A 21,684-nucleotide genomic window follows, 5' to 3' on the forward strand; every position below is an offset into this window, starting at 1 on the left:
ATACGGGTACCAGACCGCGAACGCCGACGCGAATTGGCCGACCGAATCAGTGTCGTTCGACTCTCCGAGTCGAAAACGCTATCGACTCGGAGAGTCGAGCGACATTGGCTGCCGCACTGGACTGCGATCTGTTGAACCAGTGGAGCGTTCTTCGTTTAACAGTCAGCCGGAGGCGCACTCTATAATCAAGCCTCGCGCAAACGGTTTACGGATAAACGAGAAACGCTAACCATGGTTCATGGCTACCACTTGATTTTGCCGCACTACGGTTCCTGGCTGCCCAATGATCCGCGTGGATCCTGGTCGGAGTTGGTCGCAAGTTGGGAGATCGCTCGGTTCGGCGAGACGATCCGACACCTGGAACGACGCACCCTGGCGATGCTCTCTCCGCAGGAACTCGCCCTTCGAGAGGCGGCCCGAAAAGCGTTGCGTTATCCGCCAGTCTGCTTGACTGGTAAGCAGGCTTTGTCCGTCGCCAACGGCTTCAAAGAGCAAGCACTCAAAAGCGACTACAGCATCTGGGCCTGCTCGATTCTTCCCGAGCATACGCATCTGGTGGTCGCACGGCACCGCTACAAAGCCGAACAGATCGCAAATTTGCTGAAGGGTGCCGCGACGCGGCGTTTGATCGAGGATGGGCTCCATCCGTTAAGTCAACATGCGACGCAAGGCAAGCGACCGCCAACAATGTGGGCGAGGCATCAATGGAAGTCGTTCCTCGACAGTGACGAAGCTATCGAGAATGCGATGAACTACGTCATTGAAAACCCGATCAAAGAAGACAAACCAAGACAACTGTGGCGCTGGCTCACGCCCTACAGCGGAATTGACTCCGGCTGGACGACGTACCACTAGTGTTATAGGCCTCGTATAACAGTCAGCCGCAGGCGTACATGCTGACGGTGGAGTACGCCTGCGGCTGACTGTTGAACGAGGGAGGAACGCCGACGGACAAAGTTTGCGGAAAACGCTGATTCGCAATCATTCGCGTTACCTGCGCGGGGAAAGCGGGTTTTCAAAATTGACCATTGCAATTATCACAGTCGACTTGTGTTCTCCCCCCTCCCGCCCGAGCCCACCATGAACTCTCCCCTACCTTCGCTTGTCGCTCGTTTTTGCGTTGCCGTTTCGATTTTCGTTTCAGGATTCTCGATACCGGTTTCCGCTCAAGATCCCATGCCAACGGGTCCCGAAGTGGTGGACGCGTCGACGCTGACCGGAAAGGTCATGGTCGGTTACCAAGGTTGGTTCAATTGCGAAGGTGACGGTGCCAACCTGGGATGGAAACACTGGGCACGACGGCGTGGCGCACCGGGCCCAAACAACATCACGGTCGACCTCTGGCCAGACATTTCTGAGTTCGACGCTGACGAACTTTATGCGACCGATTTCAAGAACTCTGACGGGACAGCCGCAACAATTTTCAGCAGCTACAACCGGAAAACGGTGATGCGGCACTTCGCCTGGATGAAGGACTATGCGATTGATGGTGCTTTCGTCCAACGCTTTGCAAACCAACTGGGTGACCGTCGACTTCACAATCATGTCGACGTCGTGTTGTCTCATGTTCGCGAAGGCGCCAAGCAGTCAGGTCGTGCTTACGCAGTGATGTATGACTTGAGCGGTTTACGTGCTGGCGAAGTCAAACGTGTTGCCGAAGATTGGAAGCAGCTGCAAAACGAATTGAAAATCACCGAGGACACCAGCTACCTTCATCACGAAGGCAAGCCGCTAGTTTCGGTTTGGGGAGTGGGTTTTAGTGACAACCGTCCCTACACCGTTCGAGAGTGTTTGGAATTGGTACAAACGCTGAAAGACGCCGGTTGTGCCGTGATGCTAGGCGTTCCGTCGTATTGGCGCGAAGGTGATCGCGACGCGGTCAATGACCCTGTATTGCACGAAACGATCAAATTGGCTGACGTTGTCAGCCCTTGGACCATTGGCCGTTATCAATCGCCGCAACAGGCAGAACGTCACGCCGAACGCGTGTGGCGAGCTGACCGTGAATGGCTGGAAAAAGAAGGCGTCGATTTTCTTCCGGTCGCTTTCCCCGGGTTCAGTTGGTTCAACCTTCATGGAGGAAAACTGGATCAAATCCCACGACTAAAAGGCGAATTTTATTGGTCCCAAATTGCTGCGGCAAAGTCGGTGGGCTGCTCGATGCTGTATGTCGCCATGTTCGACGAGGTAGACGAAGCAACCGCGATCTTTAAATGCACTAACAACCCACCGGTCGATCAATCGCCACAGTTCATCACCTATGAAGGCCTTCCCAGCGACCACTACCTGAAAATGACGGGACGTGCGTCGGAGCTATTCCGACAAGGTCAATGATCCGTCGTTTCACGAATCGAGAATCGCATGTTGACGGGCTGTTGATTTTTAAATTTGTCGTCTCCCGATGTCGCTTTCTGATCGGCATGAGCAGCCGTAGAGAACGCTACGTGCGAGGAGCGAAAGGCGACACTCGAAAATCAACAGCCTGTTAAAGTCCAATCGATTGCTAGGCACCGACCAATTCCAAGATCGCTTGGTCGGTCGCTTCGGCAGATGCGTTGAACGCTTCGATCACCTGCTCGGCGACGACGGCTCCGAAGGCGGACGCGCTATCAAAGTTTTCGGCGGTAATGATGTTTCCATCGATAATCACGTCGTCCGTTGCGGTGCTCGTGTCTCCGACCGAACCGCTTGCCACTTGAGTTGCCCCGTTTGATTCAATGTGGTCGCGAGTCACCTGGGTTTGTCCGCCATCCGCATTGGGAAGCGTACCAGCCCATGAGGAGACGGTGTGTCCGTCGATCGGGCTGACACCGTCGACGCGCGCCCATGCCAAAACCGTCACTCCGTTGCAAATCGCTGTCACGTACTTGTCCTGTTCGACAAAGTCGTTGATCAGATCGTTGACGATGACTTTGACCGAATCGTCACCTTGGTAGCTTCCGTTGTCGTAGGTACCTTCGAACGCGTACTGATAACTCGCCGCCCCGTAGCCCCCGATGAAGACGATCGTCGAATAGTCGTCTGCGTTGACATCGGCAAGTGCGATGTCTGGATCGACGTTTGGCTCACGTCCCTCGACCACCGAAATCGCGTGTGGCGTTGCCGTTTCGGTCGTCGCGGCGGCGACCACCACTTCCAAGCCTGCGGCTTCGAGTGACTCTCGGGATTCGTAGTATTCGCGGTGATAAAAATCTTGATTCGCGATGACCATCAACACCGGTTTGGGCTGGCTTTGATCGGTTGGGCCATCGTCACCGGGCTGCCCATCGTCATTCGGTTGGCTGGTAAAGTCGTCAATCACCTGGCGGGCAACGACGGTGCCAAAGTAGCCTGCCGAATCGTAGTTTTCTGCTGTGATGATTTTTCCATCGATGTAGACATCGTCCGCTGCGGTGGAGGCATCACCAATCGATTTGGACGCCAACATCGTCGCCCCCCGACTTTCGATTTGTCGTCGTGCGGTTTCCCCGACGCCATCCGCCCCCGGTGCGGTGCCATTCCATCCGGTCACCGTTCGGCCTTGCAAGAGTGCTTCGCCGTCGACTTCAGCATACGCCAATACTGACACGCCGTAGCATACTGCGGCAACATGCTTGTCTTGCTCGATGAACTGATTGATCAAATCGTTGACGATCAGTTTCATGTCGCGATTTCCGTTGTAGGCATCGTTGTGATAGTTTCCTTCGAAGCCGTACTGGTATTGTGCCATGCCCCAGCCGCCGGAAAACACGATTGCGGAGTAGTCGTCCGCGTTGACATCGGTCAGCGCCAAATCGGGCCGCACCATTCCGCCATCGCTGCCTTGCCCCGATCTCGCATGTGGCCGAGCGACTTCAGTGGTCGCCGCGGCGACGACCACTTCCAGCCCTGCAGCTTCCAACGACGCCCGCGTATCGGCGTAGTCCTGGTACCAGAAATCTTGATTAGAAATCACCATCAAGACAGGCGAGGGCCCATCGGCGGCTTGGTCACTGTCAGATTGAATCGACAAGGAACTGATTTCGGCGGGAACGGTTAAGTCGGCAAACGCGTCGGGAGCCCAATCGAAACCATCAGCGGCCATCAAGCAGCGGGCTTCGACATTTTCAAGGATCAGGCGTCGTGAAGTCTGACGAGACCGATTGCGGTTCGATCGAATAGTCATCGGAAAAGCTCCTTCAAGCTTGGATTGGCAAGGAAAAGTCGGTGAATCGGCGACTTGAAATCGCCGGTCACCCCTGACTCGCCATTGCGAATTCCGATGCGACAAGAATGTCGAAAAAAGTTTTGCTCGAAACCTGGTCTCAACTTCCGGAAAAGAACCGGAGGATCATGAACACTGGCTATTGCCACGATTTCGGCGGAGTTGGCCACAGGCGGCGTCGATTTCGTCGCCTTTGCGTTGACGGAACATCACGTTCACGCCGGACGCTTCCAGAATCTCTTTGAACTGTGAAATCGATTGCTTGGTCGGTGTGACATAGGGCAAGCCCTCGACCGGATTGTACGGAATCACGTTCAACATCACGTTGCGTGTTCGCAGGATGCGCGCCAGTTGCCGAGCATGATCGAGATCGTCGTTAATGCCACCGAGCAGTACATACTCGAACGTCAAACGACGCCCGTTGGCTTCGAAGTATCGGTCGGCGGCATTCAAAACGGCGTCGATACCGATTTTTTCGTTGACGGGGACCAACTGGCTGCGGAGTTCTTCGTTTGGGGCGTGCAAACTGACCGCCAAATTGTACGGCACACCACTGGCAGCCAGGCGGTCAATCGCTGGTGGCAACCCAACGGTACTGATCGTGATCCGTCGTGGACTGATCCCCAACCCGTCGGCAGACTTGGCGGTGTCCAGGGCACCAAGGACACGATCGAGGTTTGCCAGAGGCTCGCCCATGCCCATCATCACGATGTGGCTGAGGCGTTCGCCATCCTCAAGTCGTCCTTGCAGACGAAGCATCTGTTCGACGATTTCGCCGCGTGTCAGGTTTCGATCGACGCCGTCGAGTCCACTCGCGCAGAACACGCAACCCATCGCACAGCCGACTTGACTGCTGACACAGATGCTGCGGCGGTGACCATCACGAAGCAGAACACATTCGACTTCGCCGCCATCGGCCAGACGGACCAACAATTTGTCCGTGCCGTCACGGCTGGTCTGGATCGCGGCTTCCTCCGCTTTGAACACGACGAATTCTTTCTGAAGCACTTCGCGCAATGCTTTCGGCAAATCGCTCATTTCGTCGAACGAGCGGGCGCGTTTCTGGTACAACCAATTAAAGATCTGCTTCGCGCGGAACTTTGGTTGCCCGTGTTCCTTCAGCCAAGTCTGCAACTCATCGAGCGAAAAATCCAGCAAGTGAAGTCGCTCGTCGCGGGCGGCTTCGGGTTCAGCGGGGGGCGTGGATTGGATGACTGGAAGGTTCAAGGATGCTTCGCCGAAATGGATTTTGAAAGCGTGATGGCGGTTGCTGGCAACAGGGAAACTGCCGATTTGGGGATCGACCCGACGGCTGCCTATTCGCGCATCCGGCCGATCCCGTCATAGTTTAAGACTCGTTTTTAAAATTGTCAGCCGCTAAACCAAGAGTCACGTTCGCATGAATTCGCCGGAATCGATTGACCGTCAAGAAGCTTTGGACCGATTCACGCACCTGACGGCAATTCCCGGTCGCAGCGGCGAGGAAAAAGACGTCGCCGAAGCGATTATTGAGCAATTGGTCGCTGCCGGACTCGATCGATCCAACTGCAAATTCGACGGTGCGGAGGAGCGGACCGAAATTGACGCAAACTGCGGCAACCTGATCGTTCATTTGCCAGGTAGTGGCTCCGGCCCCCACGTCCTGTTGTCTGCCCACATGGACACCGTGCCGATTTGTTTGGGCAGCCAGCCGGTTGTCGAAGGTGACTTTATTACCAGCTCGGCGGCGACCGGACTGGGCGCCGACGACCGCAGTGGCTGCGCAGCCGTTCTGACCGCAGCGATCGAACGTTTACGTGGCAGCGACGATTCACTGCCCCCGGCAACCCTGCTGTTCACGGTTCAGGAAGAGATCGGTCTAAAAGGGGCCCGTGCACTCGACGCGTCTTTGATTGGCAAAGTCGATTTGGCTTTTAACTTCGACGGCGGACCGATTGAAAAAATCACCATGGGCGCGATCGGTGGAGAGCGGATCGATATCAAATTGAAAGGCCTGCCAGCCCATGCCGGTGTCGCCCCCGAAACCGGTGTCAGCGCGATCGTGATTGCCGCAAAGGCAATCGCCGTGTTACAGCAAGAGGGTTGGCTGGGCCGCGTGTCACAACCCAGCGGCGAAGGCACCGCGAATGTTGGCGTGATCAACGGCGGAGATGCCACAAACGTCATCACCCCCGAAGTGACATTAAAAGCGGAAGCCCGCAGCCATGATTCGGCCTTCCGAACCGAAATCGTCCAGACGATTGAAAAGGCATTTCAATGGGCAGCATCGGACACTTGCAACGATACCGGTGTGACAGGTCGGTGCGAGTTCTCATCGCGTGTCGACTACGACGCGTTTCACCTGCCCGAAGACGATCCGTCGGCGTTAGCGTTGGAATCGATGCTGCAGAAGATGGGACGCGAACCGTATCGCAAAGTTGCCGGCGGCGGGCTAGACGCCAACTGGTTGAACCATCACGGCATCCCGGCAGTAACCGTCGGCTGTGGCCAACAAAACATTCACACCGACAGCGAAAAACTGGATATCAACGATTACTTGGCTGCCTGCCAAATCGCGACCCAACTGATCTGCGAACCGGTTTCTTAGTCTCAACGGTCCTTCGATCTCGACGTCCGCCAGCCAACCAACAGTCTGCCGACAATCTATGGATAGCGAACAAGACGTTTGCCTGTGCTTTCACGTCTCGCGCAGGAAGATCGAAAAGTTCATCCGCACAACCAAACCGCGAGCTGTTTCGCAGCTATCGGAATGTTACGGTGCTGGCACCGGCTGTGGCTGGTGCCGACCGTTTTTAGAGCGGTTGTGGCGATCGGAGAATCCCGCCGACGAAACGCTTCCCGATGCCGAGCAATACGCAGAGCAGCGTGCGACCTATCGCAAAAAACGCCAAACGTGACAGGAGCCACCGCGAGGGCTGGCGAAACATTTGGCTTCGTGACTCGCTACAATTGCGGTATCTGCGAGCGAATCGAGCCAGCCTTTCAGCCACATCAAGGCACCGGTATGCGTCACTCTTTTGGTAACGCCAAGCGTTGCAAATTCGTTTCAATCGTTGTTCTGATCTTTGCGGCCAGCTTCGTGCCGCCCGCTTCCTCAAATGCGGACGACACACCAAACGACCGAGCGGCAGAGAAAGCACAGCGATTGAAGTATCTCACCGAACTCGCAGGCAACATGCTGGTGACGCTCAACGAGCCCGCCAGCGCAACCGGCATCTTGGACACACAACCGGTACTTCGATACAGCAACCCGGTGCGTAATTTCTTCAGCGACGGGGCCGTCTATTTATGGCGACACGACGACCAGCCGATTCTGTTGGGTGCGTTGTCTGTTCGTGGAAACGGCGCAGTGTTCTGTGAATTCGCCACCCTGCAATCGACTCCACTACGGTGCGACATAGCGAACGGACGCCCCGCATGGACGCCCGAAAAAACGTCGCAGGTCGACGTGCCTTTAAGTGTGGAGGGGCTCCCGTCGGCCAATCGCCAAGCTTTTGTCATGCGCCGCCTTATCCGTCGATTCAAAATCCAAATGCAAGAGCCGAACGATCCCGACAACGTCAAAGAGCTACGACTGCTCAACAAACCGTTGATTGAATGGTCTGATGAAAAGACAAATTCCACGGCAATGTGCTTTGGATTTACCGAGACCAATGATCCGGAGGGACTGGTGATCATCAAGTACAACGGCAGTCCCAGCCCGAACCAGTCACAGTGGACTTACACATTGGCTCGGATGACTTCCCGCCCGCTATCGTTTTACTTAGACGGGCAATCGATCTACGAAGTCAAAGGTTATTGGTCGAACCCGCGATCACCAAAAGACAGTTATCTCGAACAACGATTGTCCGAATACAACCCCTGATGCGGTCATCATTGGTGGAGCATTGCGTCCTAGAATCATTGCTTCGTTAGAACCGCCGAATAAATTTACTGGGCAGATCTGACTCCCGTATTTCAACTGGCTTTCCTTCTTTCGGGCGAAAGACCAAATAACGCAGACGAGACGGCACCAATGCATTCAAGGAAACCTGTGTTTCAACTTGCAAGATGACAGCGAGTTCTTCCGCTGTCACGCCACGAAACGCGTGTTTTGACATCGCGATTTCGAGATCACTCCAACTACGTCCGCGCATTTTAGGATTCACGTTCGGCGGCGGCCAACTGACCTGCTGTGTAATGACGTCTGGAGTGATTGCGAAAACAATCGTCGCTACATCGCGTCGAGATTGGAACCACTCGAGTAAATCGGCATGAGACCCTTCGGATAAATCAATCACAGGCGGTGCCTGCCAAACCGAATCGACCACCGGGTGAATCACACGTCGAAGCTGCTTTCCGACCAACATTGGCAACACGGTTTCGCACCAGTCATGCCTCGCTTCACAGTGCTGCTCCAAAATTCGCAGTCGAGGTGAATTGATCGCCATCGGTGCGTTGAAACGGAGGTTGAAATCGACGGTATAGAGCGGTAGCAACTGAACGACAAGACTTTCGTAATTCTTTAGCCAAGCCGCATCGGCTGACTCGGTCGATGTCGCAAAGTCTTCAAGCAACTGGCTCTCAATCAGCTCTCGGTAATTTCGATGCACTCGCTCCTTCGCTCGATCGACCAACTGTTTAGCAAGCTTCGTAGGCTGATCGGCTTGGATCGAAAGAAGCGAAGCCGTTTCTTCGGAGCTTTCAATCATGTCGATCAGTTCGGCCTGGCCGGGCACCCCAACACAAAAGTCAAGAACCTGCTGCTCGCGGTCACAGAGAAATACGATCGCTCGTTGCGGCAATGGATCGTTTTCGCCAGCAAGCAACTGTTTAGGCCATCCGGCAGCGATCTGATGAAGTTTCAACTTCCCATTGAGATCTGGACGTGTCTCATAAAGATCACTAATCAACGCATTGATTGCCTGCCCACACCATAAATTTTCACTCGAAGCGATGACGTCGCGTTCATCGGGCGGGCTTGCCGGATCGTCGGTCACGACCACCATGTGCAGGGTGCCGTCGGTCTGACTTGCCGATCCCGGATCGAATAACAGGACAGGACCCGCAGCAAAGCTTGCCATGGAGATGCAAGACAAAACAAAAGTATGCAGTACCCGAAAGATCATCAGTGCCACTCGCGTCAGGACAGGGGAAATGTTTGACTAACATCCTGCTGATTTTCGAGTGTCGGCTTTTGCTCCTCGCAAGCGGCGTTCTCTTCCGCTACTTTCGCGGAGCAAAAAGCGACAAAACAAATTAAAAAAATCAACGGGCTGCTAACGGCAAATTCATCATAAGGGATTTCTGCTGTCCGCATAAACTTTTCCAACGGAAACGTGCGAAGTTCGCATGTGAAAACCGATGAGATACCTTGGTCCACAATTTGGTATCTTATTGAAAATCTGGCAGTCCAGTAGCCTTGCTAATTCCGCAGCGATAGCACCGAGGTGTTTGGTTGGAAGAGTTCACTGATATCGAGTTCGACTTTTCTTCCGTCGATCCACTCGTCCCGAAAAACGTTTGTGACGTTACGTTGATCGCTTGCCATTTCAACCCAACACGTGCGCAGCGACTTGCCGAAACCTTTTACGAATGGGCTCCCAGTTTAGGTGACCTACGATCCTGTCTTCGGATCGAAGAGTTGGTCTTTGGAGATCAACCGCCAGAGATAGACAATGCCAACGTGGTGCGTGGAGGACCACAACACCTGATGTGGCAAAAGGAGGCAATGATCAACCACGCGATCCGTTGCTTGCCCAGTCATATTCGCTATGTCGGTTGGGTCGACCACGATCTCTGCCTGACGAGCAGAGACTGGCTGATTGAAGCACTTGAGTTACTCGAACAAGGTTGCGACGCAGTCCAGTTGTTCGATCGTGTGTTCTTTTTGGATCTGAGCCATAACATCATCCATCGCCGGCGCGGACGAGCGGCAAATGGCAAAGGCTGTCCAGGAGGCGCTTGGATCGCAAATCGGAGCTTCTTGGAATCACTCGGCGGACTGCCAACCTCCAATATCGTCGGTTCGGGTGACGAAATTTTTGCGCGAGCACTGCTAGGTGAACCTTCAGGACAACGCGACCCCGCTTCGATTTTTGATACCACCGATGCTCTTGCCAATAGCTACCGCGATTACATCAACCGCGGCCGTGGCTTTCACGCAAAAGTTGGCTTCGTCCATTCAGTCGCCTACCATCTCTGGCATGGTCACAAACAGAAGCGGCAGTATCTGTCGCGTGAATCGATCTTAAAGCAACACGACTTCGATCCGACGCGAGACATCGCCATCGACGACCAAGGCTTACTTTGTTGGGCGAGCAATAAACCGGCACTGCACGCCGCCGTTGGAGACTACTTCATCAACCGCGGTGACGACGACAGCTCGTGAACAAGGGCGCCAGCAACAAACAGAAAAAGCTCGTGTGAACGTCGTTCACACGAGCTTTTTTTACTAGAGGCGACTAGCGGAGTCGAACCGCTGTAGACGGATTTGCAATCCGGTGCCTAACCACTCGGCCAAGTCGCCTGACTGTTTTGTCAGCCTAGGAAAACTTTCTCTGATCGTCAAGAAGTCCCCAGATGGAACCTCTCAGTAAATCCTGAGAATCGCTTCCTTGCGTGCAATGGGATATCGGAATCTCGGTGTAGTCTCTTGAGGGACATCTGAAGATTTCAAAAAGTTCACTTCTGTTCCCCAAAACGCCCGCAATTTTACCGCCCCCCCGAAAAAGTTTTGCAACGCAAACAGGTGCGGCGAAGCAGCATTTTAGAAAAAGCTCACCTCGGTTTGTGATCGATCTGACGCGTTCAAAGGTGTCGAGGCGTCCGCGCGTTCTTTCCAATCTGGTCGCACACTTTAACGGTGCTAGGACGATTCGGCGACCACCTATAAGCTGTTCTCGATCCGCTTGTCTCCCTCCCCACCGCAAACTGATTGACGGCCCCGCCGCGACCGAGAGCACAGCCATGACGAAAAAATGCACCACCCTTGGACTCGAGCCTAGCTTTGGATTCGGTGACCGCACGGGACTGGCGACGCCAGGTCACATCGCGGCGATGAAGCGTTGTGGCGATGGCATCACTGCGATCTTTCCTCAGCAGTCGATTCGGGAGATGACGCGAACCCAGCGCAACCCTGTGGGCGTGATCGCGGATGCGATGAATGCGGTCGAAAAAGCCGGTTGGACAGGGCCGGTCGGTGCCGATGCCGATCACTTGAAAACCAATGCCGACGTCGACATCACCGCTGCGGCCGGGTTCACCTTTTTCACGATCGATCCGTCAGACGACGTCGACCAAAAGGCTGACGATTACGACGAAGCGACCTTACGTGAACGTTTCGTGGCGGTCCGAGATTCGGTGCCTTGGTTTGATCAATACCTCGGCAAAAGCGTATCCCTGTCGACCGGCACCAGCATCGAATTGGACGAGCAAGCGTGCATGCGGGCGGCGGTCAAATACGGCACCGCGATCGCGCGGGCCCTGCGACTTGGCGACTACATCCGCAGCGTCAACGAACAGGCCTCGCAAGACTACGAAATCGAGCTTTCCGTCGACGAAACCGATCAACCGACGACATTGGCGGAGCACTACATTATCGCCGATCAATGTTTGTCGGGCGGGATGAAGCTGGTCAGCCTCGCCCCACGCTTCATCGGCGACTTTGAAAAGGGCATCGATTTCAAAGGCAACTTGTCAGCGCTGGAGAGCTCCCTGGCTGATCATGCCGCGATCGCCAAGCTGCTCGGTCCGTATAAGCTAAGCCTGCACTCCGGCAGCGACAAAGTTTCAATGTACGCCGCGCTCGCCAGGACAACGGGCGGCCATTTCCACGTCAAAACCGCAGGCACGAGTTACCTCGAGGCACTTCGTGTGGTCGCCAAGCACGACGCAGCCGCATTTCGCGGGATCATCGATTTCTCACGCGATCGATACGAAACCGATAAGGCGACTTACCACGTTTCGGCTACCTTGTCCGACGCGCCGACCACGGACCAAGCCGAAGACCTGACGCTGCAACGCGAATACCTTGAATTGTGGGACGACGTCCCCGTGGGCAAGGGGTTCACCAAACCCGGACGCCAAATCCTGCACTGCACGTTCGGTTCCGTTTTGACAGACCCGCACTGGGGCAAGGTGCTGCACGATTGCTTGGTTGCACATCCCGAGACTTACACCGCGGTTCTTGACGATCACTTCGGCCGTCACCTGGACGCACTCAAAAGCGGCATGTAGGGCAGCGGACGAATTGGGTTGGGGGATCGCCAACCCTGGCGACAAACCAGCACACCTCGCCAATCGGATGAAATGGCGAGGTTCGGGATGCGTCGATTGATTTACAATGGCGGCCTGCTTTTGCGACGTCGTGCCACCGCGCATCTCTGTCGACTCGGCATCTTTCGGCTGGTAAAACGCTGATTCAGATGCCGACTCCCGCCCCGATCCGTCTCGCCAATCGAACATGTCCCAAGCTGACAATCCCCACGGTTCGCCCAATTCATCGTCTGGCCCAGAACCATCCCTTAGTAGTGATGCTGACGACTCGGTCGTTCAAGCCAAACGCGAACCATTGCTGAAATTGATGGCGACCAGCGAAGACTGGTGGGCGATCTACATCGGCTTCGTCATCCTGGCAATCGGGTTCTGCATCGTCTTGTTGACCGCCCCGGCGGATTACACCAGCCTTGAATCGCTCAAGGGCATCAGTCCGATGTCGACCTACTTGGGCAAGCCTGGCGGCTGGGAAGACTCACCGTTGCCGGCACTCGCGAAAAGCTGGAAAGGGATTTTGGGAGCGTTCGTTGTCATCGGTGTGCTATTCACTGTGGCGACAAAACTGCGTGGCAAAGACGCGCTCGGTTTCATTAAAGGCTTTCCGGTCGTGTTCGCGCTCGCCACGTTTGCCTACATCTTGGCTGGTCAGTCGGTGATCAAGGCTTACAACCTCGAGTACGCCCTGTGGGCATTGCTGGTCGGATTGATCATCAGCAACACCTTGAAGACGCCCGCTTGGATGCGTCCGGCGATCCTGACCGAGTTCTTTATCAAGACCGGGTTGGTACTGTTGGGGGCAGAAGTGCTGATGAGCCGGCTGATGGCTCTTGGCCTGCCCGGGATTGGTGTCGCTTGGGTGGTGACGCCGATCGTGCTGATCAGCACGTATATCTTTGGCCAAAAGGTTTTGAAAATCCCGTCACGCTCGCTGAACATGGTCATCAGCGCTGACATGTCCGTTTGTGGTGTCTCTGCCGCGATCGCAACCGCCGCGTCTTGCCGTGCGAAAAAGGAAGAACTGTCGCTCGCGATCGGACTGTCGCTGTCCTTCACCGTCGTGATGATGGTGGTGTTGCCTGCGGTGATTCAAGCGTTGGACTTGCCGACAGCAGTTGGCGGGGCGTGGCTTGGCGGGACGATCGACGCAACCGGCGCGGTCGCCGCAGCAGGAGCGGTGTTGGGTGACGAAGCCTTGGAAGTCGCCACGACGGTGAAGATGATTCAAAACATCTTGATCGGCGTCACGGCGTTCTTGGTCGCAGCCTACTGGGTTGCCTATGTCGAAAAGAACGAGACATCGCAAAAGGTAGGCGTCGGCGAGATTTGGTATCGGTTCCCAAAATTCGTTTTGGGATTCATCATCGCCTCGATCCTGTTTTCGTTGATCCACGGCCAAGTCGAAGGCGGCAGCTTGTTGACCGACGCGATGATCAAGGACGGCACCAAGACGCTCCGTGGTTGGTTTTTCTGCCTCGCGTTTATCTGCATCGGGCTGGACACCAACTTCAAAGAGTTATTGCCGTACTTTAAAGGCGGCAAGCCGATGATGCTTTACGTCTGCGGCCAGTCGTTGAACCTGATTTTGACATTGCTGATGTCGTACCTGATGTTCGGCATCTTATTCCCAACCAGCTAATGAAGCGTTTTTTAATCGTCGCCGCTTGTGTCGCGATTGTCTGGGGCGTGGTGCTACCACGGCTAGCCAAGACAAACACGGTGCGCGAACGCAACGCTTGGCTAAAAGAAAAGCAGATCGATCCGGCAGCGATGTTTTACACCGAGCTGCCATTGATGGATCGCGTGCTGGCGGGCAGGTAAAGCAGCCCTGCCGCACAGGGCGATTCAGCCCGATGTTGTTCAGGCTTGGTCTCTCGCAAGATCGCCAATTGTTCTCAGAAACAGCAGCGAAGAACGCTACTTTCGCGGGAGCGACTACCACACTCAAGCGTGGCGGCCTGTTCGAGGCCACCACGGTTGGAGTTGAATGAGTGCGAAGCTTCTGCAGCGATCAGGATTCTTCTTCGCGAAGCTTCGCCAGCACGGTGTAGTCTTCCAGGGTGCTGGTGTCACCGACGGCTTCCTGTCCGGCAGCGATATCGCGAAGTAGACGACGCATGATCTTGCCGCTGCGAGTCTTTGGGACGGAGGCGGCAAAGCGGATGTCGTCGGGCTGGGCGAGCGCACCGATTTGTTTTCGCACGTGCTGACGCAGTTCTTTGCGAAGCTCTTCGCCCGGATCTTCTGAAGTAACGGTGACGAAGGCGCAGATCGCTTGTCCCTTGATGTCGTCGGGGCGTCCAACGACAGCCGCTTCGGCGACCAGTTCGTGGCTGACCAAAGCGCTTTCGACTTCGATGGTGCTCAAGCGGTGGCCGGAAACGTTGATGACATCGTCGATGCGGCCCATGATCCAGTAGTAACCGTCTTTGTCCCGTCGCGCGTTGTCGCCGGTCAGGTACTTGCCGGGAATGGTCGACCAGTACGTGTCGACAAAGCGTTCGTCATCGCCCCAGACGCCTCGAAGCATGCCGGGCCACGGTTGGTCGATGCACAACATGCCGCCATTTTCGCCTTCGACAGGTTGACCGGCTTCGTCCAAAACGACGGGCACTACGCCGGGCAGCGGACGAGTGCAAGATCCTGGCTTCGTCGCCGTGATCCCCGGCAGCGGGCTCATCATGATGCCGCCGGTTTCGGTTTGCCACCACGTATCGACGATCGGGCAACGTCCGCCGCCGATCTTTTCGTGGTACCACATCCAAGCTTCTGGGTTGATTCCTTCGCCGACGCTGCCCAACAATCTCAGGCTCGACAAGTCATGCTTTTCGACGTGTTGGTTGCCCCATTTGATGAAGGCACGAATCGCGGTCGGCGCGGTATAAAGGATTGTGACCTTGTACTTTTCGACGAGGTCCCAAAAGCGGTCTTCGGCCGGATAGTTTGGTGCCCCTTCGAACATCAGGCACGTCGCGCCAGCCGACAATGGGCCGTAGACGATGTAGCTGTGTCCGGTGATCCATCCACAGTCGGCGGTGCACCAATAAATGTCGTCATCGCGGTGGTCGAATACCCATTGGAACGTCCGCTTGGCCCACAGGTTGTATCCGGCGGTCGTGTGGCGAATGCCTTTGGGTTTACCGGTGCTGCCGGACGTGTAAAGAATGAACAGCGTGGTTTCGCTGTCGAGCGGTTCGGCGGGTAGGTCGCCTGATTGTTTATCGACGATGTCATGCCACCAGACATCGCGGCCTTCGGTCATTGGTGCGTCGTTTCCGACGCGCCGAAGTACCAAGCACTTTTGGACCGACGGTGATTTGGCGAGCGCTTCATCGACGGTTTCCTTGAGCGGCAGCACTTTGCCGCGGCGATAAAGTCCGTCGGATGTGATGACCAGTTTCGCGTTTGCGTCTTCGTTTCTATCGGCAATCGATTCGGCGCTAAACCCGGCGAAGATGACCGAGTGGATGGCGCCGATTCGTGCGCACGCCAACATCGCGATCGCCAGTTCCGGTGTCATCGGCATGTAGATGCTGACAACGTCGCCTTGGCCGATACCAAGTTCTTTCAGTGCCGCGGCGCATTTGCAAACCTCGGTCTTTAGTTCGTTAAACGTCAGCGTGCGTGTGTCGCCGGGTTCGCCTTCCCAAATGATGGCCGCCTTGTCGCCGCGACCTTGATCGATGTTGCGGTCAACGCAGTTATAGCTGGCGTTGGTTTTGCCGCCGACGAACCACTTCGCATGCGGAGCATCCCACTGGCAAACGTCGTTGAACGGTTCGAACCAGTGCAGGTGTTCGAGTGCTTCTTCCTTCCAGAAACCGTCTCTGTCATCGCGGGCTCGGCGGTAAAGCTCTTCATATTGTTCTTGCGTCGAAATGACTGCTTTCTCGGTAAACTCGGCCGCGGGCGGGAATAGGCGAGTCTCGTCGAGAACGTGGTCAATTTGGCCGGAAGCAGATTCGGACATCGAAAAGAAATTCCAAACGATTCGGGGAAGGATGGGGAGGGAGAAGTTGATCCCCAGTTTAAATGGTTTCCATTGACGGCGCAAGTCTAGCGCCCGCTTTCACTTTTGGTCGCTAAACAGGTCAAAAATGTTTTTCAAACGAATTGGCTTTTTTAAAGGCTTGGCAAAACGCTACAACAGTTCGTCATGTCGCAAAAACTTTCTCTTCAGCAGCGCTGTCAACAAATGGCATCGGTCGCCTCGCAAGTAGTATTGCGTGGCGATGCGTTGATTGCCGCCTGCGAATCGGATTGGCGGCCCGATCCGGTCGAAACAATCACCGGCGAATTGTTGCCCTTGTGTGCGGGGCTGCGTTGGATTGGAAAGCGTGGCGTCAAAGTCTTGCGTGATCGTCATGTTGGCGTGTTCGGTCGTCCGCTTTGGATGACCGGCGTCCGTTCAACGGTTCAGCGTGTACCGTTTGGGGAAGTGCTGATTTTAGGCACTTGGAATTACCCGCTGTTGTTGCCAGGCATCCAAATCGCACAAGCACTCGCGGCGGGAAACCAGGTGTGCTTTAAACCGGCTGTCGGAACGGAGGCGATTTCGAAGTTACTGGTTGACTGTTTTCGAGACGTCGGCGTTGACGAAAGCAGACTGCGGTTGCTTGGCAGCGATGTCGAATCGGCGACGGCCGCGATCGATTCCGGAGTCGACTTGGTCGTCTTAACAGGATCCGCAGCGACGGGGCAAAAGGTCCTTGCCTCCGTCGCGCCGACGCTTTCTGCGTCGATCATGGAATTGAGCGGATGTGATGCGGTACTGGCCTTGCCCGGCTGCGACACACAGCTGGTCGCGCGGTCACTTCGGTTTGGGCTGACCTTCAACGGCGGTGCCACTTGTATCGGGCCGCGGCGATTGCTCGTTCAGCCTGATGACCACCGCGAGCTGCTTGATGCGGTGACTCAAGAATTATCAGACACCGGCGAAGTCACGGTGCATCCCGTGGCACGGAAAAATGTTGCGGATCAAGTGGTTGCCGCGCTTGCTGCCGGTGCGGTTGACGTCCTCGGTAGCTTCGACGAAGACAAACTGCGAAATCATGGTCAGATGAGTCCATTGATTCTGGATGGTGTGAACGCAGACGCTCCGATCGCCCAAGCTGACTTGTTCGCACCGGTGCTTTCGGTGATTCGGGCCGACAATGCCGACTGCATGATCCGGATCGTCAACGACTGCCCGTATCGTTTGGCGGCGAGTGTGTTCGGTGATCGCTCAACCGCCCAGAAAATCGCCGCCGATCTGAACGTTGGGACTGTCACGATCAACGACCTGATTGCCCCGACGGCTGATCCGAGGCTGCCGTTTGGTGGCCGCGGTAAAAGTGGCTTTGGCGTGACTCGAGGTCGTGAGGGGCTGTTGGCGATGACGACGGCTCGTGTGGTTAGCACGCGTCGCGGACGGTTGATGCCTCACTTGGATCGCCGGACACCGCGGGATCGTGATCTACTGCAAGGCGCAATGGCTGTTTTGCATGGCGGATCGCTGCGAACCCGGCTGTCTGGCCTAAATCAGTTGGTGCGTGGCGTCAAAACAAAAACAGACTAGGTGGTCCCGCTAGGCGAACGCTTGTCGTTCCCGGAGAATAAAGCGTGCATCAAACCAATGCATGCAGGGTCTGCCGTACGACGGGCGGACGAAAGCCCTAGGAAACAGGAATTTTCGACAAATGATCGCGGCTGATTCGGGACGCAAAAACGTAATTGTCATCGGTGCCGGACTGGCCGGGCTTTCGAGTGCCTGTGTGCTCGCCGCCCGTGGGCACTCGGTCACCCTGCTGGACAAGAATGATTGGGTGGGTGGCAAAGCCGCGCAGCACGTCGCCGAAGGTTATCGGTTTGACATGGGGCCGACGATCTTGACCGTCCCCAGTGTGCTGAAGCGTGTCTTTGAAGAAGCCGATCGCAAGATGGAGGATTATGTCAAAATCCTGCCGCTCGATCCGCAGTGGCGGTGCTTCTTCGAATCAGGCGGCAGCACTCCTGGCGAAACCAGCGTGCTCGATTTGGTCCCCAACGTCGAACAGATGAAGCGGCATTTGGCCGAGTTCACATCGGGCGATGCGAATGGCGACGGCTATGAGCGTTTCATCAAGCTCAGCAAACACCTGCACGAAGTTTCCGATCGCTTCTTTTTCTGGCGGTCGGTCGGCGGTCTCGCAGACACAATGGATGTCGGCGGTGCGTTTTCGCTGGACGTCTTGAAAGATGTTCTGTCGCTGCGAATGGGCAAAAGCGTTGCCAGTGTCGTCCGTTCGCACACGCCCGACCCGCGTGTTTCGCAAATGATGGATCACTTCACGCAATACGTCGGGTCGTCGCCGTATGCGTCGCCAGCTGTGCTCTGCAGCATCGCGCACATGCAAACCGACGAAGGCATCTGGTATCCCGTCGGCGGCACCCGTGCTGTCCCTGAAGCGTTGGCAAAACTGGCGGAAGAGCTCGGCGTTGATATCCGTACCGGTGTCGACGTGATGAAGATCAACACTCAAGGCAAACGTGTTACCGGTGTGGTCACCGCGACGGGCGAGACACTGCCCTGCGATGCCGTGGTCAGCAACTGTGATGCGGTGCGTACCTATCGCGAACTGCTACGTGACACGCCGCAGTCCAAAAAGTTCGAACGGTCGAACAAGTACTCGCCCGCATGCAGCGGCGTGGTGTTGTACTTGGGGCTGAATCGTCGCTACGAACAGTTGCTGCATCACAACTTTGTGTTTTCGAAAGACCCGGAAACAGAATTCGAGTACATCTACGACCGCGGCGAACCGGCTCCGGATCCAACCGCGTACGTCTGTGCCCCGGCAATCAGCGAGCCAGAGGTTGCCCCCGAGGGCTGCGAAGCACTTTATATCCTCGTTCACACGCCGTACCTGCGCGAGCACCACGACTGGAAAAAGATGCTTCCGGAGTACCGCGAAGTCATCTTGGACAAGATGGAATCCTGTGCCGGTACGAAAGGCATCCGCGACGCGATCGTCTACGAAGCCTCGCTAACTCCGGAAGGCATTCACAACCGCTATCGCGTTTTGAATGGCGCGATCTATGGCTTGGCCAGTCACGGAAAATTCACCGGTGCGTTTAAGCCTGGCAATCGACGCAAAGACCTGCAAGGGCTTTATCTTGCTGGCGGAGCTGCACACCCAGGCCCGGGAATGCCGATGGTGATGATGAGCGGCTGGATAGCGGCGGACTCGCTTGATCAAGACGCTCGTGGTGGAAAGCTGGCATCAAGGAAGATCTAACCGTTGTGGCCAAAACGCTCGATAACGAATCGAAATCGCCAAACGAAAAGCGATCCAAGCACGATGCTTTGATCGCTCCGCCAGCCGCATGGTTTCTGGGCGGTTTTCACCGGTTCTTGAATCGCTTTTTGAAGCGACATTTTCATGCGATCGCTGTCTTGCGTGACAGTCGCATCGACTGCGGCTCACTTCAAGATCGCCCCGTCATCATTTACGCCAACCATCCTTCGTGGTGGGATCCGTTAATCGCCCACTTTTTGAATGCCGCCTTATTTTCCCCCAGGCATTTCTTTGCGCCCATCGATGCCGAGGCGTTGCAGAAGTACAAGGTCTTCGAAAAGCTCGGTTTCTACGGCGTTCAGCTCTCGACACAATCCGGTGCTGCCGCGTTTTTGCGGAACAGCCTGGCCATTTTGAATCGATGTGATTCGGCATTGTGGATCACGCCCGAAGGCCGCTTTGCCGATGTTCGTGATCACAGTGCGGAACTGATGCCGGGACTGTCGCACCTCTGTTCCAAATGCAGCGATGTGATCGCGATCCCTCTGGCACTTGAGTACGTGTTCTGGGATGAGCGTCTGCCGGTTTGCCTGGTGAATCTGGGACAGCCGCTTGATGCGCAGCAGCATCGCGATTGGGATAAGGCGGCGTGGGGCGACGCACTACGCGATGGTTTGCGCGACGCACAAGCTGATTTGGCCGCGGCATCGATCGCCCGTTCCAGTGATCCGTTTGACAACCTATTGACTGGCAGGCGAGGTGCAGGCGGCGTTTACGATGCGTGTAGAAAACTGAAAGCGAAGTTGATGGGCAAACCGTTCGACGCGAGCCACGGGGATCAATTTCGGTGATTGTCGCATTGTCGATTCTTGCGTTACTTCTGTCTGCGATTCCGGTGTTAATGTGGCTGGCGAACCTACCGCGTTTCCAGACGTTGCGACCGAGTCGTGACTTGAGTGGTAGTGACACAGTTGTTGATGGTGACTCGTTGCCCAAGATTTCGGTGTTGATCCCGGCACGCGATGAAGCGGCCGGTATCGAAACCTGCGTCCGGCATGCATTGGCCAGTGAATCGGTTTGTGTCGAAGTGTTGGTCTTGGATGACGATTCATCAGACGAAACGGCCGACATCGTGCGGCGGATCGCAGCTGGCGACTCGCGTGTGCGGTTGATTTCGGGTGCACCGCTGCCGGCCGGTTGGAACGGCAAGCAACACGCATGCAAGCAGTTGGCTGAGGCTGCTCAATATGAACGGCTTGCGTTTTTGGATGCAGACGTTCGCTTGCTGCCGCACGCACTAGCGGAACTCAATTGTCGACTTGAGCAGCATCAGCTTGGACTTGTCAGCGCGTTTCCATACCAAGTGACCGAGACTTGGCTGGAGCGATGGCTGATTCCGATGATGCACTTCATCTTGCTGTCGTACTTGCCGTTTTCGCGGATGCAAACGATGGGAGATCCCAGCTTGGCGGCTGGCTGCGGGCAGTTGTTTTTGGCGGATCGCAATGCGTACATCCAAGCCGGAACTCATGAAGCGATTCATGATTCGCGGCACGACGGAATCAAATTGCCGCGTGCGTTCCGCGAAGCAGGCTTGATGACCGACGTGATCGACGGAACGGAACTGGCAAGTTGCCGGATGTATCAAAACGCTGGCGAAGTCATTCGCGGTGTGATGAAGAACGCGAACGAAGGCATCGCCAATCCAAGGCTGATCGTGATTTTTACGGTACTACTGCTGGGATGCAGCCTGCTTCCACTAGTGACGTTGACCATCGCGATCGATTCCGGCGACGTTGTCGCGATGATCATTTCTGCGATCGCGTTGGCGTTGGCTCACGTACCGCGAAGCCTGGCAACAATGAAACTCGGACAGTCCATCCAGGGGGTGATATTTCACATCCCGGCAACGATTTTTTTCGTCGCCCTTCAGTGGGGAGCGATGCTACTTCAATTGTCAGGTCGCACGATCGCGTGGCGTGGGCGCGTCTGATC

Annotated in this window: 17 protein-coding genes and 1 tRNA gene; 13 read left to right on the plus strand and 5 right to left on the minus strand. The window is 55.7% G+C overall.

Annotation, left to right across the window (positions count from 1 at the left end):
* Window positions 1-231 precede the first annotated feature (231 nt).
* Together CGZ80_RS11610 and CGZ80_RS11615 are read left to right on the plus strand one after the other, a co-directional pair.
* Entirely contained in the window at window positions 232-855 is a 624-nt protein-coding gene (locus CGZ80_RS11610; protein ID WP_094414493.1) for a transposase, read from the plus strand.
* Window positions 856-1,080: 225 nt separating this feature from the next.
* Complete coding sequence (locus tag CGZ80_RS11615) at window positions 1,081-2,334, plus strand: glycoside hydrolase family 71/99-like protein (protein WP_143543881.1); 1,254 nt, start codon at window positions 1,081-1,083, stop codon at window positions 2,332-2,334.
* 169 nt (window positions 2,335-2,503) lie between these two features.
* On the opposite strand, the gene CGZ80_RS11620 is transcribed toward CGZ80_RS11615, so the two are convergent.
* Together CGZ80_RS11620 and rlmN are read right to left on the minus strand one after the other, a co-directional pair.
* Entirely contained in the window at window positions 2,504-4,144 is a 1,641-nt protein-coding gene (locus CGZ80_RS11620; RefSeq protein ID WP_094414497.1) for a DJ-1/PfpI family protein, read from the minus strand.
* Between the two features lie 165 nt (window positions 4,145-4,309).
* Window positions 4,310-5,395 carry a 23S rRNA (adenine(2503)-C(2))-methyltransferase RlmN gene (gene rlmN / locus CGZ80_RS11625; RefSeq protein WP_409994543.1) on the minus strand — a complete coding sequence of 362 codons (1,086 nt, stop codon included), beginning with the start codon at window positions 5,393-5,395 and terminating at the stop codon, window positions 4,310-4,312.
* 187 nt (window positions 5,396-5,582) lie between these two features.
* Here rlmN and CGZ80_RS11630 point away from each other — a divergent pair, with 187 nt between their 5' ends.
* The 3 genes from CGZ80_RS11630 (at window position 5,583) to CGZ80_RS11640 (ending at window position 8,048) form a co-directional block, all read left to right on the plus strand.
* Window positions 5,583-6,770 carry a M20/M25/M40 family metallo-hydrolase gene (locus CGZ80_RS11630; RefSeq protein WP_094414501.1) on the plus strand — a complete coding sequence of 396 codons (1,188 nt, stop codon included), beginning with the start codon at window positions 5,583-5,585 and terminating at the stop codon, window positions 6,768-6,770.
* 58 nt (window positions 6,771-6,828) lie between these two features.
* A complete protein-coding gene (locus tag CGZ80_RS11635; RefSeq protein ID WP_094414503.1) occupies window positions 6,829-7,080 on the plus strand; it encodes a bacterioferritin-associated ferredoxin in 252 nt (83 codons plus the stop codon).
* Window positions 7,081-7,187: 107 nt separating this feature from the next.
* Window positions 7,188-8,048: a hypothetical protein gene (locus CGZ80_RS11640; RefSeq protein ID WP_094414505.1), complete on the plus strand. Its 861-nt coding sequence runs from the start codon at window positions 7,188-7,190 to the stop codon at window positions 8,046-8,048.
* A gap of 46 nt (window positions 8,049-8,094) precedes the next feature.
* Here the strand turns inward: CGZ80_RS11640 and CGZ80_RS11645 are convergent, their stop codons facing one another.
* Entirely contained in the window at window positions 8,095-9,261 is a 1,167-nt protein-coding gene (locus CGZ80_RS11645; protein WP_143543882.1) for a hypothetical protein, read from the minus strand.
* 359 nt (window positions 9,262-9,620) lie between these two features.
* Here CGZ80_RS11645 and CGZ80_RS11655 point away from each other — a divergent pair, with 359 nt between their 5' ends.
* The gene (locus CGZ80_RS11655; protein ID WP_094414511.1) at window positions 9,621-10,553 is read left to right on the plus strand and encodes a hypothetical protein; all 933 of its coding nucleotides are present in this window, start codon (window positions 9,621-9,623) and stop codon (window positions 10,551-10,553) included.
* A 67-nt stretch (window positions 10,554-10,620) separates the two neighbouring features.
* Here the strand turns inward: CGZ80_RS11655 and CGZ80_RS11660 are convergent.
* Window positions 10,621-10,691 (minus strand) — tRNA-Cys (locus tag CGZ80_RS11660).
* A gap of 440 nt (window positions 10,692-11,131) precedes the next feature.
* On the opposite strand from CGZ80_RS11660, the gene CGZ80_RS11665 reads away from it, so the two are divergent.
* From CGZ80_RS11665 to CGZ80_RS11675, 3 genes are all read left to right on the plus strand, one after another.
* Window positions 11,132-12,400, plus strand: coding sequence for a tagaturonate epimerase family protein (locus tag CGZ80_RS11665; RefSeq protein ID WP_094414513.1), 1,269 nt, complete (start codon window positions 11,132-11,134; stop codon window positions 12,398-12,400).
* 226 nt (window positions 12,401-12,626) lie between these two features.
* A complete protein-coding gene (locus CGZ80_RS11670; RefSeq protein WP_094414515.1) occupies window positions 12,627-14,075 on the plus strand; it encodes a YeiH family protein in 1,449 nt (482 codons plus the stop codon).
* Window positions 14,075-14,257: a hypothetical protein gene (locus CGZ80_RS11675; protein ID WP_094414517.1), complete on the plus strand. Its 183-nt coding sequence runs from the start codon at window positions 14,075-14,077 to the stop codon at window positions 14,255-14,257. The genes CGZ80_RS11670 and CGZ80_RS11675 overlap by 1 nt, the downstream gene beginning before the upstream one ends.
* A 190-nt stretch (window positions 14,258-14,447) precedes the next feature.
* On the opposite strand, the gene acs is transcribed toward CGZ80_RS11675, so the two are convergent.
* Complete coding sequence (gene acs / locus CGZ80_RS11680) at window positions 14,448-16,406, minus strand: acetate--CoA ligase (protein WP_094414518.1); 1,959 nt, start codon at window positions 16,404-16,406, stop codon at window positions 14,448-14,450.
* Between the two features lie 186 nt (window positions 16,407-16,592).
* Here acs and CGZ80_RS11685 point away from each other — a divergent pair, with 186 nt between their 5' ends.
* The 4 genes from CGZ80_RS11685 (at window position 16,593) to CGZ80_RS11700 (ending at window position 21,682) form a co-directional block, all read left to right on the plus strand.
* On the plus strand, window positions 16,593-17,993 hold the full coding sequence (locus tag CGZ80_RS11685; protein WP_094414520.1) for an aldehyde dehydrogenase family protein: 1,401 nt from the start codon (window positions 16,593-16,595) through the stop codon (window positions 17,991-17,993).
* 121 nt (window positions 17,994-18,114) lie between these two features.
* The gene (locus CGZ80_RS11690; RefSeq protein WP_094414522.1) at window positions 18,115-19,689 is read left to right on the plus strand and encodes a phytoene desaturase family protein; all 1,575 of its coding nucleotides are present in this window, start codon (window positions 18,115-18,117) and stop codon (window positions 19,687-19,689) included.
* Window positions 19,690-19,694: 5 nt separating this feature from the next.
* Entirely contained in the window at window positions 19,695-20,540 is an 846-nt protein-coding gene (locus tag CGZ80_RS11695; protein WP_233148372.1) for a lysophospholipid acyltransferase family protein, read from the plus strand.
* Window positions 20,537-21,682 (plus strand): glycosyltransferase, encoded by a 1,146-nt coding sequence (locus CGZ80_RS11700; RefSeq protein WP_233148373.1) that lies wholly within the window; start codon window positions 20,537-20,539, stop codon window positions 21,680-21,682. The genes CGZ80_RS11695 and CGZ80_RS11700 overlap by 4 nt, the downstream gene beginning before the upstream one ends.
* The last annotated feature ends 2 nt before the right edge of the window (window positions 21,683-21,684 follow it).

Origin of the sequence: Rhodopirellula sp. MGV (assembly GCF_002251265.1) — a bacterium.
GTDB classification, from domain to species: Bacteria; Planctomycetota; Planctomycetia; order Pirellulales; family Pirellulaceae; genus Stieleria; species Stieleria baltica_A.